Source organism: Microbacterium sp. LWH12-1.2 (assembly GCF_040675825.1).
GTDB lineage: Bacteria > Actinomycetota > Actinomycetes > Actinomycetales > Microbacteriaceae > Microbacterium.
In genome coordinates, this window is sequence record NZ_JBEGIJ010000001.1 from 1,783,543 (window position 1) to 1,799,302 (window position 15,760).

Below are 15,760 nucleotides of genomic sequence, written 5' to 3' on the forward strand. Positions count from 1 at the left end.
ACATCCTGTGTCTGTGATCCCAGACAAAGCCGAGACCGCTCAGGTCCCCGCGGCCGACGGCACGCTTCGCATTCTCCGATACCTGGCCGGCCGCCCCGCACCGGTGGCCGCATCGGCGATCGCCCGTGAGCTCGGACTGCCCCGCTCGACCGTCTACCACCTCCTGTCGACACTGTCGGCGCACGGGTTCGTGCTGCACCTGAGCGAGGAGCGTCGATGGGGCCTCGGTACCTCAGCGTTCGAACTCGCCGGCGGATACGCACGCCAGCAACCTCTGGCGCGACTCGGCCGCACGCTGGTCGGGGCCCTCTCGGATCGACTCGGAGAAAGCGCACACCTCGCCGTCATGAGCGGCGGTGACGTGCTGTACATCGTCGAGGAACGCGCGCCCCGACGACCGGCGCTGGTGACGGAGGTGGGCGTCCGTCTGCCGGCGCACCTCACGGCCAGCGGACGGGCGATGCTCGCCGTGCTTCCGAGGGAGCAGGTCAGAGCGCTCTATCCGAATGCCTCTGCGTTTCCGGATCGCACTGGCCGTGGACCTCGCACACCTGGTGAGCTGCGCGAGCTGCTCCGTGAAGTACGAGCCCGCGGCTTCGCCGTCGAGGACAGCGAAATCGCCGACGGACTTCGATCGGTCGGCGCCGCCGTGCGCGACCACTCCGGCTGGCCGGTGGCCGCGGTGGCCGTCACCTGGGGCGGAGACGACGTAGACGAACAGCAACTGGCTGAGTCCGTCAAAGAGACAGCCGCGCTTCTGGAGTCCCGATTGAAGAGGTGAGCGCGCGTGCTGCGACGTTAACGCAGAAAAGCCACCCTCTCGGGTCGCTCTCCTGGTTGTGTTGTTAACGCGAAATGGCCACCCAACGATGGGTGGCCATTTGCTTAAAAGAAGTCCGGCGGTGTCCTACTCTCCCACAGGGTCCCCCCTGCAGTACCATCGGCGCTGTGAGGCTTAGCTTCCGGGTTCGGAATGTAACCGGGCGTTTCCCTCACGCTATGGCCGCCGAAACACTATTGATGTTTCAATCAAAACACATAACAAAGTCATTGTTATGTGGTTCTCGACCGTACATCGAGAACCACTCAGTGGACGCGTAGCACCAACAAACGGGTGTGTTATCAAGTCATCGGCTTATTAGTACCAGTCAGCTGCACACGTTACCGTGCTTCCACATCTGGCCTATCAACCCAGTAGTCTGGCTGGGAGCCTCTCACCCGAAGGTATGGAAATCTCATCTTGAGGCCGGCTTCCCGCTTAGATGCTTTCAGCGGTTATCCATCCCGAACGTAGCTAATCAGCGGTGCTCCTGGCGGAACAACTGACACACCAGAGGTTCGTCCAACCCGGTCCTCTCGTACTAGGGTCAGATCCTCTCAAATTTCCTACGCGCGCAGCGGATAGGGACCGAACTGTCTCACGACGTTCTAAACCCAGCTCGCGTACCGCTTTAATGGGCGAACAGCCCAACCCTTGGGACCTACTCCAGCCCCAGGATGCGACGAGCCGACATCGAGGTGCCAAACCATGCCGTCGATATGGACTCTTGGGCAAGATCAGCCTGTTATCCCCGAGGTACCTTTTATCCGTTGAGCGACAGCGCTTCCACAAGCCACTGCCGGATCACTAGTCCCGACTTTCGTCCCTGCTCGACCTGTCAGTCTCACAGTCAAGCTCCCTTGTGCACTTACACTCGACACCTGATTACCAACCAGGTTGAGGGAACCTTTGGGCGCCTCCGTTACTTTTTGGGAGGCAACCGCCCCAGTTAAACTACCCACCAGGCACTGTCCCTGAACCGGATTACGGTTCGAAGTTAGATATCCAGAGTGACCAGAGTGGTATTTCAACAATGACTCCACATGAACTAGCGTCCACGCTTCAAAGTCTCCCACCTATCCTACACAAGCCACACCGAACACCAATACCAAGCTGTAGTAAAGGTCACGGGGTCTTTCCGTCCTGCTGCGCGTAACGAGCATCTTTACTCGTAATGCAATTTCGCCGAGTTCGCGGTTGAGACAGTTGGGAAGTCGTTACGCCATTCGTGCAGGTCGGAACTTACCCGACAAGGAATTTCGCTACCTTAGGATGGTTATAGTTACCACCGCCGTTTACTGGGGCTTAAATTCTCAGCTTCGCCTTGCGGCTAACCGGTCCTCTTAACCTTCCAGCACCGGGCAGGCGTCAGTCCGTATACATCGTCTTGCGACTTAGCACGGACCTGTGTTTTTAGTAAACAGTCGCTACCCACTAGTCTCTGCGGCCTCCAAACGCTTTTGGGAGTAAATCCCTATACGCCGAAGGCCCCCCTTCTCCCGAAGTTACGGGGGCATTTTGCCGAGTTCCTTAACCACGATTCTCTCGATCTCCTTGGTATTCTCTACCTGACCACCTGAGTCGGTTTGGGGTACGGGCGGCTTGAACCTCGCGTCGATGCTTTTCTTGGCAGCATAGGATCATCCACTTTTTATCCGCATCGTGTCTCAGCCTATGTGAGTCGCGGATTTGCCTACGACTCGGCCTACGCACTTGCACCAGGACTACCATCGCCCGGCTGGACTACCTTCCTGCGTCACACCTGTTAATACGCTAACCGCACCAGAATGGGGTCGTGCGCTAGGCCCAGAGCGTCACCCCGAAGGGATCAGTCACTGGGATTCAGACACTTAGCACTACTGGATTAGCTTGGGCGGTTCTTCGCCGGTACGGGAATATCAACCCGTTGTCCATCGACTACGCCTGTCGGCCTCGCCTTAGGTCCCGACTTACCCAGGGAAGATTAGCTTGACCCTGGAACCCTTGGTCTTTCGGAGGACGTGTTTCTCACACGTCATTCGCTACTCATGCCTGCATTCTCACTCGTGTAGCCTCCACGGCTGGTTCACACCGCCGCTTCGCTGGCCACACGACGCTCTCCTACCCATCAACACGGCTGGACCACGAAGGCCTACCAATAATGTCAATGCCACAACTTCGGTGGCGTGCTTGAGCCCCGTTACATTGTCGGCGCGGAATCACTTGACCAGTGAGCTATTACGCACTCTTTCAAGGGTGGCTGCTTCTAAGCCAACCTCCTGGTTGTCACAGCAACTCCACATCCTTTCCCACTTAGCACGCGCTTTGGGACCTTAGTTGGTGGTCTGGGTTGTTTCCCTCTCGACTATGAAGCTTATCCCCCACAGTCTCACTGCTGCGCTCTCACTTACCGGCATTCGGAGTTTGGCTGACGTCAGTAACCTTGTAGGGCCCATCGGCCATCCAGTAGCTCTACCTCCGGCAAGAAACACGCAACGCTGCACCTAAATGCATTTCGGAGAGAACCAGCTATCACGAAGTTTGATTGGCCTTTCACCCCTATCCACAGCTCATCCCCTCAGTTTTCAACCTAAGTGGGTTCGGTCCTCCACGACGTCTTACCGTCGCTTCAACCTGGCCATGGATAGATCACTTCGCTTCGGGTCTAGGACATGCGACTGAATCGCCCTATTCAGACTCGCTTTCGCTACGGCTACCCCACACGGGTTAACCTCGCCACATATCGCTAACTCGCAGGCTCATTCTTCAAAAGGCACGCTGTCACCCCTACTAAGGAGGCTCCAACGGTTTGTAAGCAAACGGTTTCAGGTACTATTTCACTCCCCTCCCGGGGTACTTTTCACCTTTCCCTCACGGTACTTGTCCGCTATCGGTCATCTGGGAGTATTTAGGCTTATCAGGTGGTCCTGACAGATTCACACGGGATTTCTCGGGCCCCGTGCTACTTGGGATACTCTTCGCGCCAAGAGAGGCATTTCGACTACGGGGTTGGCACCCTCTATGACCGGCCTTTCAAGACCGTTCGTCTATACCTTCTTGTAACGCCGCCATCTCGGCAGAAATGACTGAAAAGTCCCACAACCCCCAACGTGCAACACCTGCCGGCTATCACACACGCTAGGTTTAGCCTGTTCCGGTTTCGCTCGCCACTACTAACGGAATCGCGGTTGCTTTCTCTTCCTGTGGGTACTGAGATGTTTCACTTCCCCACGTTCCCTCTACCCGCCCTATATATTCAGGCGGGAGTCACTAGGTCGGCACGCCGCCCAGCGGGGTTTCCCCATTCGGACACCCTCGGATCAAAACTTGCTTATCAGTTCCCCGAGGCTTATCGCAGATTGCTACGTCCTTCTTCGGCTCCAGATGCCAAGGCATCCACCGTTTGCTCTTAAAGACTTGAAATCACATGAGTTTGAATCAAAAACTCGACCCAGTCACTAAAACTGGATCTGAAATTGACTAATGATCTTTAAGATCATCTTGTGCAACACACTCAAAGAGTGCATTGCAAGATGCTCGCGTCCACTGTGTAGTTCTCAAAGTACGGGCGGTGCCCCAATCCACAACCCCACAAAACCGGGGGAAACAGAAAGAGGCCCAGAGTAACCGACTGCGCTCACAACCCCGAAAGGTCAAAGCTCATCCGGTCCCTCAGGACCCAACAGCGTGCAGATGCAACATCCGAAACCCTCCCCGTTCCAACCGCAAGCGGTGTACTAGAAGAAACTCTCATCGATCGCACCATGTCAAATGTTCCACCCATGAGCTCCCAGCGAAGAACAGACGCCTTCGATCTGGGGTCTGGACAGCAAAGCTGCCAGTTGCTCCTTAGAAAGGAGGTGATCCAGCCGCACCTTCCGGTACGGCTACCTTGTTACGACTTAGTCCTAATTACCGATCCCACCTTCGACGGCTCCCTCCACAAGGGTTAGGCCACCGGCTTCAGGTGTTACCGACTTTCATGACTTGACGGGCGGTGTGTACAAGACCCGGGAACGTATTCACCGCAGCGTTGCTGATCTGCGATTACTAGCGACTCCGACTTCATGAGGTCGAGTTGCAGACCTCAATCCGAACTGGGACCGGCTTTTTGGGATTCGCTCCACCTCGCGGTATTGCAGCCCTTTGTACCGGCCATTGTAGCATGCGTGAAGCCCAAGACATAAGGGGCATGATGATTTGACGTCATCCCCACCTTCCTCCGAGTTGACCCCGGCAGTATCCCATGAGTTCCCACCATTACGTGCTGGCAACATAGAACGAGGGTTGCGCTCGTTGCGGGACTTAACCCAACATCTCACGACACGAGCTGACGACAACCATGCACCACCTGTTTACGAGTGTCCAAAGAGTTGACCATTTCTGGCCCGTTCTCGTATATGTCAAGCCTTGGTAAGGTTCTTCGCGTTGCATCGAATTAATCCGCATGCTCCGCCGCTTGTGCGGGTCCCCGTCAATTCCTTTGAGTTTTAGCCTTGCGGCCGTACTCCCCAGGCGGGGAACTTAATGCGTTAGCTGCGTCACGGAATCCGTGGAATGGACCCCACAACTAGTTCCCAACGTTTACGGGGTGGACTACCAGGGTATCTAAGCCTGTTTGCTCCCCACCCTTTCGCTCCTCAGCGTCAGTTACGGCCCAGAGATCTGCCTTCGCCATCGGTGTTCCTCCTGATATCTGCGCATTCCACCGCTACACCAGGAATTCCAATCTCCCCTACCGCACTCTAGTCTGCCCGTACCCACTGCAGGCTGGGGGTTGAGCCCCCAGATTTCACAGCAGACGCGACAAACCGCCTACGAGCTCTTTACGCCCAATAATTCCGGATAACGCTTGCGCCCTACGTATTACCGCGGCTGCTGGCACGTAGTTAGCCGGCGCTTTTTCTGCAGGTACCGTCACTTTCGCTTCTTCCCTGCTAAAAGAGGTTTACAACCCGAAGGCCGTCATCCCTCACGCGGCGTTGCTGCATCAGGCTTCCGCCCATTGTGCAATATTCCCCACTGCTGCCTCCCGTAGGAGTCTGGGCCGTGTCTCAGTCCCAGTGTGGCCGGTCACCCTCTCAGGCCGGCTACCCGTCGACGCCTTGGTGAGCCATTACCTCACCAACAAGCTGATAGGCCGCGAGCCCATCCCCAACCGAAAAATCTTTCCAAACGTTGACCATGCGGTCACGTCTCGTATCCAGTATTAGACGCCGTTTCCAGCGCTTATCCCAGAGTCAGGGGCAGGTTGCTCACGTGTTACTCACCCGTTCGCCACTGATCCACCCAGCAAGCTGGGCTTCACCGTTCGACTTGCATGTGTTAAGCACGCCGCCAGCGTTCATCCTGAGCCAGGATCAAACTCTCCATAAAAAGAAATTGCATACCCCACCGGGAAAACGGTGACGCAGCGAGTTTGATACCGACCAAAGAGACAAATTCATTGCTGACTTCATCCGAATGCCAACCCCCAACAAAGGGGATTGGTCTTTGATCCAAAGGAATTCTCAACCAAACCAAAAGGCTTGGACGAGGATAATTTGGCATTTGACAAGTGCACGCTGTTGAGTTCTCAAGGATCGGATGCTCCCACGACCCAGCCACCACGACCAGGCCCGAAGGGCAACTTCTCTATCTTATCTTCGCCATTCGGCCTGTCAAATCGACGCGCCGAGTGGCTTAGAACCAGATCTGCTGTCCGGCGCTCAAGGCGCCGAGGCAACTTCACTAGCTTATCCGTTCCGGCGAGCTTGTCAATTCGACGACCGCCGGGGTGGATTCTCCAGCTTGGACAGAAGTCTGTCCCGATCCGCTCCGAGGAGAGGATCTTGGTGGAGGTGGTTCTCCGCTTGAGGGGGGTAAGGCTCTCGGCCTCTCCGCTTCCCTGTGGGGCGAACAAGTAATAAGTTACGCGGATCCCGGGGTTTGGGCAAATCAGGACGGACCGCCGGGCGTGTCGCCCCGACTTCGCGGATCTCTCAGCCGTGCGGCGGCCTCCTCGTCCCCCAGGGCGTACGCAGGTGCATCGCCTCCGCACTCCCCCCGGCGGCGGCGCTCTCGAGGAAGTCGACAGCAGCACCGGGGCCGCCTTCACGCAGTGCATCCTGCGCACGTGCGAACAGCGCCTCGGACGCTTACGGATTCGTGCCGTCGTCCATGACGCTCACACCATGACCAGTGCCCGAAGACACAGAAAAGGCCCCGCCGGAGCGGAGCCTCTTCTTCACTGTCTCAACACAGTGTGGACCTAAGGGGATTCGAACCCCTGACCTCCTCGATGCGAACGAGGCGCGCTACCAACTGCGCCATAGGCCCGTGTGATCGTCAACTACGTTATCACGCCACGACCGGACCGAAGATCCGTTCAGCCTGCGGCCCGACGAGCGAGCATCTCGCGGACATGCGTTTCGATCTCCGCGTCATCTACGAAGCCCATCCGCGCATAAGGAGACGTCGCCGCCGGGATCTGGGGCGGTGCAGGTCGCGCCATGCGTTCCGCCCGCTCGCGGAGTTCCGCCAGCCGCGCCGCCTTGCGACGCTCGTCCTGCGCATCCATCTCAGCGCGGGCTGCCTGAGCTCGAGAACCTGCAACCGATACCAGCGGCTCCGGCAAGGGCCGCGGCGTCCAGCTCGCCCGTCCCTGGTCGTGCAACGGCGGCGCGACGCGGGGAGCGGCCGCGATGGGCCTGGGCACCGACCGACGGGCTGCACGTGACGCGACCGCCGCCATCTGCTGGAGTGCGACGCCGGCCAGCACCACGGTGCAACCGCCGATCCAGAGCAGCATCTGCGCTCCGGTTGCGACGACCTGCCAGACGCCGAGCCCCACCAGTGACGCTCCGACGAGCAGCGTGGTGGTCGCTGCCACCCGAACGCGCCGTCTGGCTCGCGCCTGTCGCACCGCAGGATCGGCTCGCGTCGCAGCGAGTTCGCGGCGCAATTCCTCGAGCTCGGCTGATTCCTTCTCCGCCTGCACGCGCTTGGCGAGCTTTTGCTGGGCGAGCGCCGTGCGCGCGTTGAGTTCGAGCCGCACCTCGCCGGGAGTCTCGCTCGTCTCGGCGAGCACGCGCAGCGCCTGGTTCAGGCGTACGGCGTTGCGCTCCGCCGCGTTGTATTGAAAGCGTCCACGCCACGAAGGCAGCAGGTACAGCATCCAGAGGAGCACAGCGACGAGCACGATCACTCCCCCGCTCAGCACCGGCCCATCCATACGCTCAACGGTAAGCGACCGGACCCCGCCTGCCTGGTCAGTCCCGGCGCGTGTCGCGGCCAGAACCCGTATTCGTGCCGATGCGGGTGAGCGAACGCGTCGGTCGATCCCGCTCAGCGAGCCAGGCGATCGGTGGGCGGGATGGTCGCCGCGTCGGCCGGCACCTGCCCGTTCAGCCATCGGGCGAGGACTCCCTGCGGAACGTCCTCGCGAGTCAGCGCGAACGCATAGTGATCGCGCCAGTCACCGTCGATGTGGATGAAGCGGCGACGAAGACCCTCGTAACGGAAGCCGAGCTTCTGGACGATGCGCAGACTGGCGACGTTCTCCGGGCGGATGCAGATCTCCATCCGGTGCAGGCCGTACTCGACGAAGCACGCATCCGTCGCCAGGGCGACCGCGGTCGGAGTGATCCCCTTGCCCGCGAACCTCTCGCTCACCCAGTAGCCGATCGTCGCCGACGCCAGTGAACCGCGGGCGATGCCCCAGACGTTCAACTGCCCGGCGATCTCTCCTTCGTACTCCATCACGAAGGGATACCCGGCGCCGTCCCGGTACTGCTGGAGCAGACGACGGATGCTGAGTCGCATGTCGAAGGACACGGACCCGTAGGGAATCGTCGCCTCCCAAGGCTGCAGCCAGGAACGGTTGCTCAGCAGCTCATGCTGGAGCGCGCGTGCGTCACGGGTGCGCACGAGACGCAGCTCTACCGGACCGTGCCGCATTCCCACCGCCAGATCCATCAGCATGACGCCGTTGGGCCGCCTAGAGGCGTTCCGCGAATTCCTTGAGCCACGGCCGCAGCTCCGGCCCGAGGTCTTCCCGGTCGGACGCGAGCTGCACGATCGCCTTGATGTAGTCGACTCGGTCACCCGTGTCGTAGCGCCGCCCCCCGAAGATGACGCCGACGACGCCGGGGCCGTTCGGGTCCGCCGCGAGCTCCTGCAGCGCGTCGGTGAGCTGGATCTCGCCGCCCTTGCCCGGCTCGGTGCGCTCCAGGATGTCGAACACCGAAGCAGGCAGCACGTAGCGGCCGATGATGGCGAGGTTCGAAGGCGCGTCCTCGGGAGCCGGCTTCTCGACGAGCCCCGTGACGCGCACCGCATCACTGCCCTCGATCGGCTCGACCGCTGCAGCGCCGTACATCTGGATGTTGGCGGGGTCGACCTCCATCAGCGCGATGACCGCAGCGCCGGTGCGCTCATGCTCCTCGATCATCGTGGTGAGCAGCGGGTCGCGCTCGTCGATGAGGTCGTCGCCGAGGAGGACCGCGAAGGGATTGTCGCCGACGTGACTGCGCGCACGGAGCACGGCGTGGCCGAGGCCCTTGGGCTCGCCCTGACGGACGAAGTGGATGTCAGCGAGGTCGCTCGACTTCATCACGCGCTCGAGCCTGCCGGTGTCGCCCTTCTCCAAGAGCTTCACCTCGAGCTCGGGGACCGCGTCGAAGTGGTTCGAGATCGCGTTCTTGTTGCGCCCGATGATGATGAGGATGTCGTTGATGCCGGCATCCGCCGCTTCCTCGACGACGTACTGGATCGCCGGCTTGTCGACGACGGGCAGCATCTCCTTCGGCATCGCCTTCGTCGCCGGGAGGAATCGTGTTCCGAGGCCGGCCGCGGGAATGACTGCCTTCATCTTCTGGACTCGCATCCACTCAGCCTACCGGGACCGCCGCGTAGACTCGGGGGCATGTCGAACGACGTCGAGAATGCCAAGCGCGCGCTGCGTGCTGAACTCCGCGAACGACGCCAGCTCCTCTCCGCCGCCCAGCGCGATGCCGCGGCAGCCGCGATCGGCGAACGGCTCGACGCGCTCGTGGACGACGCCGATGCCCGCTCTATCTCCTGCTTCCTGTCGACGACGAACGAGCCGGGCACCCGGGAGTTCGTCGCGCGAACGGTGCGACGCGGCATCCGCGTGCTGCTTCCGGTGACCCGGGCCGACGGCCTGCTGGACTGGGCGATCGCGACGGACGACGGCGAGATCGCAGAGGGCATGTTCGGTCTGCCGGAGCCGGCCGGCGAGGTTCTCGGCCCGATCGCCGTGAACGATGTGGACCTCATGATCATCCCCGCGGCGGCCGTGGATCGCAGCGGCATGCGACTCGGCTGGGGGCGCGGATACTTCGACAAGACCATCGGCTCGATGGAGAAGTGCCCACCGGTGTACGCCGTCATCTATGATTCCGAGATACTCGACTCGCTGCCGCGGGAGGTGCACGACCAGCCGGTGACCGGCGTCGTCACCCCGTCGCAGACCCTGATCCTGTCGCCGTCGCGACACTGAACCGCGAGGACACCATGCCCACCTATGCCTATGCCTGCACGTCGTGCGGACACAAGTTCGACGCCGTGCAGAGCTTCGCGGAGAACGCGCTGACCATCTGCCCCGAGTGCGGCGGTGCGCTGCGCAAGCAGTACGGGTCGATCGGAGTGACCTTCAACGGCTCCGGCTTCTATCGCACGGACTCGCGCAGCAATACCGGCGGATCGAAGGATGCTTCGGCATCATCGAAGTCGGAATCGTCGACGAGCGCCAAACCGGCGCCCGCATCGGCTCCGGCCTCTTCCTGAGGTCACGATCTTCATGGGGGTTTCCGTGTTCCAGGGATTCAAAGAGTTCATCACCAAGGGCAACGTCATCGACCTGGCCGTCGCCGTGGTCATCGGCGGCGCTTTCACCGCGATCGTGAACGCCGTGGTCGCCAGCATCATCAATCCGCTCGTCTCGCTATTCTTCAAGGCCGACGCTGCGGGCAACTTCGGGCCGCAACTCACTAGCATCTACGGCGACAAAGTCACCTTTCCGCTCGGCGACTTGATCACGGCGATCATCAGCTTCCTCGCCGTCGCACTCGTCGTGTACTTCGTCTTCGTCATCCCGATGAACAAGTACAAGGAGCGTCAGGCCGCGAAGAACCCCGCCGTCGAGGAGGAGACCCTGCCGACCGAGCAGGAGCTGCTCATCGAGATCCGCGACGCGCTGCGCAAGAACACCGCGTCGAGCTGACGCGTACGGAATCTGGCCTCGAGGCCCTCGGCTCCTTCGGGAGTCGGGGGCCTTTCCGTTCCCCGCTCAGTAGTGCGGGGGGATGTCCTGGATCAGGCGATCGTCGTTCGGGCCCTTTGCCGCACGGGACGCGGATGCCGCCGCATCCTTTGCGGTCGAATCGGTCGCGACATCCGGGGCGGGGTCCGTCCCCGGCGCCGGTGTGAGGCGAGCACGTCGCGAACCAGGCACCCGCACGATCCGCTGACGGGACTCCTCACCCATCGCGCGGATCGAGATCGATCGGCTGCGTGTCCGTGTCGGCACGCTGCGCCTGGGCCGAGATGCCGAGGATCCCGGCGATCCGCGTCGCCGCCGTGGCCGGATCGCTGTACAGGTCGAAGGCGTGCACCCGGACGTAATGCCAGCCGAGTCGACGCAGAACCTGCGGGCGCAGCCGCAGCGTCTCGCGCAGGGATTCGCCGCGCGATTCCGGATCGGACTCGATCACCACGGCCTTGCCCTTGTGCTGGGCGACCAGGGGAAGCAGACCGCGGTAGTCCACATCGACCGAGGCGCCCAGGCGGCGCAGTTCCCGCGCGAGTGCGAGCGTGAGGGGATCGGCGAGATCCTCCAGGCGCGCCTCCCGCCCGCGCGTGGCCAGGCCGCCGAGGATCGACATCAGCGTCGCGGCGCCGTGCTCGAGGCGTCCATCGTCGAACGACGAGGGGCGGATCGACGACACCAGCACCATGGAGCGGCGCGCGCGTGTCATCCCGACGGTGAGGAGTCGCTCGCCGTCTGGAGTGGACAGATCCCCGAAGTCGCTGAGCACTCGGCCGTGCTTCGTCAGACCGTAGCCGAGCGAGAAGATCACTCGATCGCGGCTCTCTGCGACGGACTCCTCCAGCGTGAGCACCGCGAACGGTTCAGCGGTGTCGCGGGAGACGAACTCGGCGACATCCGAACGACCGGCGAACGCGGAGGTGACAGCGGCACGCACCCGCTCGGCATGGCGGATGCTGGCCGTGACCACCATCAGCGATTCGGCAGGCCGGTGCACGGCGTGCTCGACGACGAGCGTGACGACACGCGCGACCTCGGCATCCGGGCTCTCCACCGCGCCTGAGATCGGATCGGGTGCTCCGACGCCGCGCTCCACGTAGTCGACGGTCAGGCTGCCTCGCCCGAGATAAGAGCCCGCCCACGGGAGCGAGACGATCTCGCCGCCGTAGAAGGCGTCGTTGATGAGCTCGGCGAGATCTTCGCCGCCGGCGCGATAGCTGCGCGTGAGCGTCATCACCGGCAGCAACTCGGAGAGCCGCTCGAACACCGAGACCTCGTCGAAGGGGACTTCGTGCTCCCAGTCCTCCCCCGGATCGACCGCGACGTCGAACCGGGACGGCCGCTGGGTCACCGGATCGCCGAAAGCGACGACCTGGCGTGCACGCCGGATCGCCGGAGCAGCCTCGGCGAGGTTGATCGCGGCGGCATCCACGAGCAGGACCGTATCGAATTCGACGGAGTCCGGGATCTCCGGCAGGAGATACGGCGAAGAGATCCAGACGGGAGCGAGCACGTCCACCAGCGTCGGCGCCGACGCGACGATCTGCGCGGTGCTGGCGTCGGGCTGCGTGAGCGCCCGACGAAGATGCTGGGACTCCTGCGGCTCGTCGACGATCGCGATCTTCCACTGGCTCGCCAGCTGCCAGGCGAGCAGCGGACCCGACATCGCCGCATGGGCTTCATCGACGAGGCGGTAGTCGCGCTCGAGTCGATCGACCACGGCCGTGTTGGCGCCGAGAAGAGCTCGATTGTCCTGCAGCGCCCGCTCGAGGAGCGACTGCCACCACGCGAACTCCAGCTCATCCCCGACCCGCGTCTCGGAGACGTGACGGATCGAGAGTTCGGCGAGCAACGGCTCCAGACCGAGCAGGGCCAGCTGTTCGCGCAGCTCCGAGCGCTCGACGAGGTTGTCGAAGACATCCGACTTGGCGGCGAGCCCCGCGAGCGTCCGTACCAGGCGAGCGACCGGCAGCGAGGCGAGCGGCTCCCGCCGTCCGAGCGCCGCGTCCAGCTCAGCGAGTTCCGCCTCGACACGCTGCCAGGCCACGTACACATCGGCGAGGCCCAGCGGCACCTCCGGCGCGACGCCCGCGTCGACACAGCGCTGCCACTGCGTGCGCTGGGTCTGGATGCGCAGCAGCGCCTCGTGCATCTCGGTGATGTGCACGCCCGGGCGGACATACTCCTTGGCGAGACGGCGCAGCCTGCGCCGGTTCGCTCCGGACATGCCAGGGGCATCCCGGCGCGAGCCATGAGCCTGGATGAGTTCGCCGAGTGGACGTTCGAACACCGTCGGGCTGAACCGGTCGAGCGAATCCCGGATTCCCTGCAGCAACCGCAGGTACTCCCCCAGTTCGTCAACGGTGGCGAAAGGGCGCATGCGCGTCTGCGCGATGAGCTCGTAGCCGCGCTCGAGGAGGGCGGGAACGCTGTCCGAGTGCAGACGTGCGGCCAGATCGTGTGCCGCACGCGCCGCCTCCGTGCTGGCGAACGACACCCCGTACCAGGGGGAATCGTCGGGCCCGAACCGGAACTCCCCGAGGCGTGCGGCCTGGGCGAGCATCCCGGCTGCGGCGCTCCGATCACCGGCGAGACGCTGCAGCGCCTGCGTTCCCAGCCGAGCGGTCGTGGACGGCGGGGTCGGCAACGAGGCGAGCCTGGTGAGCTGCCTGGTCGCCTCCAGGACCGAGGCGTTCAGACCCGGCACGGGAGCCGTGAGAGCGCTCCGATAGTCGCGGAGCACCGTGCGCAGGCGCACCAGCGCATCATCGACCTCGCCGACCTTCGGGGCGGTGGCCTTCTCGTTCCGGACGATCGCCCGGACCAGATCACGGCGAACGCTCGCCGGCGAGACCGCCAGGCTGTCCAGCCCGATGCCGGCCAGGCGGTGCCGCACGCCGTCGAGCGTCGAGCGCCGCGCGGAGACCACGAGCACTCGCTTGCCCCCGCGCACGAGTTCACCGAGTGCGTTGATCACGGTCTGCGTGCCGCCGGTGCCCGGCAGCGTCGCCACGGTCAGCGAGTGGCCGGCCGCGATCCGCGACAGCACCGCCTCCTGCTCGGCATCGGCATCGAGCAGCAGATTGTCGGATGCCGGAGCGCGGTCATCCGGCCCGGTGTAGTGCGGTTCGGCGCGGGGCGCCGACACCTGTTCGCGGTCGTCGACGTGGCCGGCGAGGGCATTGAGAACGGTGGAATCCAGGCTCCCGCTGTCTCGCGCCATCGCGCCGCCCACGTCGGCGAACGTCGAGACGACCAGACGCGGCTGCACGGAGAAGGTGTCGATCGAGCGCGTGGTCCCACGCAGGCTGTCGATCACCGGCTGCGGCTTGAAGATTCCGCCGTCGTAGGCGAGCGCCGCAAGAGATGCGGCATCGATCGTGATCCCGAAGTGCTCGCGGGCGATCCGGATGAGCTCGGGGTTGACCTCGAAGGCTCCTTGCAGCTTGAGCTCGAAGTCGGAATGATGACGGCGGATCGCCAGCGGTCGCAGCAGCACCGGTGCGGCGAAATCCGCGCCGCCGATGCGCCACCGCGCCACGCCGACCGCGAGGTGCACGGCCTCGATCCCGCGCACGGTGCGCAGCTCGGTGTTCTTGGCCGTGATCCGCTCTGCCGCGAGGCGCGCCGTGCGCAGACCGACCTCATCCCGGAAGAGGTTCGACAGCAGAGTCGACTTGCCCGTGATGAATTGCGGCAGGCTTCCGGGGTGCGCCTTGGAGATGTCGATCCCGGACTCCGGGCTGTCGCGGTAGGTGACCAGTGGAGAAGGGCCGCCCAGATCAGCGGCCTCCGCGCGCAGGCGGGTACGCTCGGCCTCGGCTGCGTGCGCGACACCGACGCCTGTCGGCGACCCGTGCAGCTCGCCGAGAGTCACCGCGGCCTCCGTCGCTGCACCATCCGCAGACTTTTCTTCACGTCGCCACACACCACACACCCTAGGCGCGCAAGCCAGGGTGAAGCTGTATCCCTGGCGGGTTTCTCCCGGATTCATGCCGCTGAACAGCCTCTCCGCACTCTTCCTGCACGACAACGCCCGAAGCGAGGTTGTCCCCGGTTCCCGCCTTCGCCGCTCCGAGGAGTCGGTGCAGGCGGTCAGTATGGGGGCATGACATTCCGCTACGACTTCGCACCGACCCCGTTCGGTGATGCCCTTGCGGTGTTCTCGGACGAGGGGATCGTGCGCTTCGATCTCTCCGAGTCGGAGGACCCATCGGTGCCGTGGCTGCTGGAGGACGTCTCCCGCCAGTTGCACGCGGTGCCACAGGCAGACCCCGGTGCCGCCGATGAGCTCGCGCATCTGCTCGACGACTACTTCGAGGGAGTGCCCGTCCGCTTCGACGAGCATCTCCGCCTGGATTGGCGGCTCGTTGAGGGATTCCCGCTGGCCGCGCTGCGGGTCATCTCCGAGATTCCGTGGGGCGAGACCATGAGCTACGGCGAGGTGGCGATCGTGGCGGGCCATCCCGGCGCCGCCCGCGCCGTCGGTACCGCATGCCGGCTCACCCCGTTCTCGATCATCGTGCCGGTGCACCGGGTCGTGCGCTCCGACGGCACCCCCGGACACTACGGCGCGCACCCGGAGCGCAAGAAGTACCTCCTCGATCTGGAGGCGGCCACCACCCCCAGACGCTGATCCCGAGACGACGCGGACCCCGGCGGGTAGGCCGCCGGAGTCCGCGTGCTCGTTC

10 protein-coding genes, 1 tRNA gene and 3 rRNA genes are annotated in these 15,760 nt (G+C 63.2%); 5 read left to right on the top strand and 9 right to left on the bottom strand.

What is annotated here, in order from left to right; all coding sequences use genetic code 11:
- Positions 1-7: 7 nt before the first annotated feature.
- Positions 8-781 carry an IclR family transcriptional regulator gene (locus MRBLWH12_RS08580; RefSeq protein WP_414684952.1) on the top strand — a complete coding sequence of 258 codons (774 nt, stop codon included), beginning with the start codon at positions 8-10 and terminating at the stop codon, positions 779-781.
- Between the two features lie 113 nt (positions 782-894).
- Here the strand turns inward: MRBLWH12_RS08580 and rrf are convergent.
- The 7 genes from rrf to galU all read right to left on the bottom strand — a co-directional run bounded on the left by rrf (position 895) and on the right by galU (position 9,665).
- Positions 895-1,011, bottom strand: a 5S ribosomal RNA gene (gene rrf, locus MRBLWH12_RS08585).
- Between the two features lie 107 nt (positions 1,012-1,118).
- Positions 1,119-4,222, bottom strand: a 23S ribosomal RNA gene (locus tag MRBLWH12_RS08590).
- A 430-nt stretch (positions 4,223-4,652) separates the two neighbouring features.
- Positions 4,653-6,175: ribosomal RNA gene (locus MRBLWH12_RS08595) — 16S ribosomal RNA — on the bottom strand.
- The 16S, 23S and 5S rRNA genes sit together here, the layout of an rRNA operon.
- Positions 6,176-7,044: 869 nt before the next feature.
- Positions 7,045-7,117, bottom strand: a tRNA-Ala gene (locus MRBLWH12_RS08600).
- Between the two features lie 49 nt (positions 7,118-7,166).
- Positions 7,167-8,012, bottom strand: a complete 846-nt coding sequence (locus tag MRBLWH12_RS08605; RefSeq protein WP_363548215.1) for a hypothetical protein — start codon at positions 8,010-8,012, stop codon at positions 7,167-7,169.
- 113 nt (positions 8,013-8,125) lie between these two features.
- Positions 8,126-8,737 (bottom strand): GNAT family N-acetyltransferase, encoded by a 612-nt coding sequence (locus tag MRBLWH12_RS08610; RefSeq protein WP_407359273.1) that lies wholly within the window; start codon positions 8,735-8,737, stop codon positions 8,126-8,128.
- A 40-nt stretch (positions 8,738-8,777) separates the two neighbouring features.
- Positions 8,778-9,665, bottom strand: a complete 888-nt coding sequence (gene galU / locus MRBLWH12_RS08615) for a UTP--glucose-1-phosphate uridylyltransferase GalU (protein ID WP_341973971.1) — start codon at positions 9,663-9,665, stop codon at positions 8,778-8,780.
- Positions 9,666-9,704: 39 nt separating this feature from the next.
- Between galU and MRBLWH12_RS08620 the strand changes: the two genes are divergently transcribed.
- From MRBLWH12_RS08620 to mscL, 3 genes are read left to right on the top strand one after another with little or no spacing between them, the layout of a single operon-like run.
- Positions 9,705-10,301, top strand: a complete 597-nt coding sequence (locus MRBLWH12_RS08620; RefSeq protein ID WP_363548217.1) for a 5-formyltetrahydrofolate cyclo-ligase — start codon at positions 9,705-9,707, stop codon at positions 10,299-10,301.
- 14 nt (positions 10,302-10,315) lie between these two features.
- The gene (locus MRBLWH12_RS08625) at positions 10,316-10,588 is read left to right on the top strand and encodes an FmdB family zinc ribbon protein (RefSeq protein ID WP_341973969.1); all 273 of its coding nucleotides are present in this window, start codon (positions 10,316-10,318) and stop codon (positions 10,586-10,588) included.
- 25 nt (positions 10,589-10,613) lie between these two features.
- The gene (gene mscL, locus MRBLWH12_RS08630) at positions 10,614-11,024 is read left to right on the top strand and encodes a large conductance mechanosensitive channel protein MscL (RefSeq protein ID WP_363551331.1); all 411 of its coding nucleotides are present in this window, start codon (positions 10,614-10,616) and stop codon (positions 11,022-11,024) included.
- A gap of 66 nt (positions 11,025-11,090) precedes the next feature.
- On the opposite strand, the gene MRBLWH12_RS08635 is transcribed toward mscL, so the two are convergent.
- Together MRBLWH12_RS08635 and MRBLWH12_RS08640 are read right to left on the bottom strand one after the other, a co-directional pair.
- Positions 11,091-11,288 carry a hypothetical protein gene (locus tag MRBLWH12_RS08635; RefSeq protein ID WP_363548220.1) on the bottom strand — a complete coding sequence of 66 codons (198 nt, stop codon included), beginning with the start codon at positions 11,286-11,288 and terminating at the stop codon, positions 11,091-11,093.
- Positions 11,281-14,946, bottom strand: a complete 3,666-nt coding sequence (locus MRBLWH12_RS08640; protein ID WP_363548222.1) for an AAA family ATPase — start codon at positions 14,944-14,946, stop codon at positions 11,281-11,283. Before MRBLWH12_RS08640 ends, MRBLWH12_RS08635 begins: the two co-directional genes overlap by 8 nt.
- A 231-nt stretch (positions 14,947-15,177) precedes the next feature.
- Here MRBLWH12_RS08640 and MRBLWH12_RS08645 point away from each other — a divergent pair, with 231 nt between their 5' ends.
- Complete coding sequence (locus MRBLWH12_RS08645; RefSeq protein WP_363548225.1) at positions 15,178-15,705, top strand: methylated-DNA--[protein]-cysteine S-methyltransferase; 528 nt, start codon at positions 15,178-15,180, stop codon at positions 15,703-15,705.
- The last annotated feature ends 55 nt before the right edge of the window (positions 15,706-15,760 follow it).

Excerpts from the sequence above, each read along its gene's own strand:
- MRBLWH12_RS08605 (WP_363548215.1), bottom strand. The coding sequence starts at position 8,012 with ATGGATGGGCCGGTGCTGAGCGGGGGAGTGATCGTGCTCGTCGCTGTG.
- MRBLWH12_RS08610 (WP_407359273.1), bottom strand. The coding sequence starts at position 8,737 with ATGCGGCACGGTCCGGTAGAGCTGCGTCTCGTGCGCACCCGTGACGCA.
- galU (WP_341973971.1), bottom strand. The coding sequence starts at position 9,665 with ATGCGAGTCCAGAAGATGAAGGCAGTCATTCCCGCGGCCGGCCTCGGA.
- MRBLWH12_RS08620 (WP_363548217.1), top strand. The coding sequence starts at position 9,705 with ATGTCGAACGACGTCGAGAATGCCAAGCGCGCGCTGCGTGCTGAACTC.
- MRBLWH12_RS08625 (WP_341973969.1), top strand. The coding sequence starts at position 10,316 with ATGCCCACCTATGCCTATGCCTGCACGTCGTGCGGACACAAGTTCGAC.
- MRBLWH12_RS08635 (WP_363548220.1), bottom strand. The coding sequence starts at position 11,288 with ATGGGTGAGGAGTCCCGTCAGCGGATCGTGCGGGTGCCTGGTTCGCGA.
- MRBLWH12_RS08645 (WP_363548225.1), top strand. The coding sequence starts at position 15,178 with ATGACATTCCGCTACGACTTCGCACCGACCCCGTTCGGTGATGCCCTT.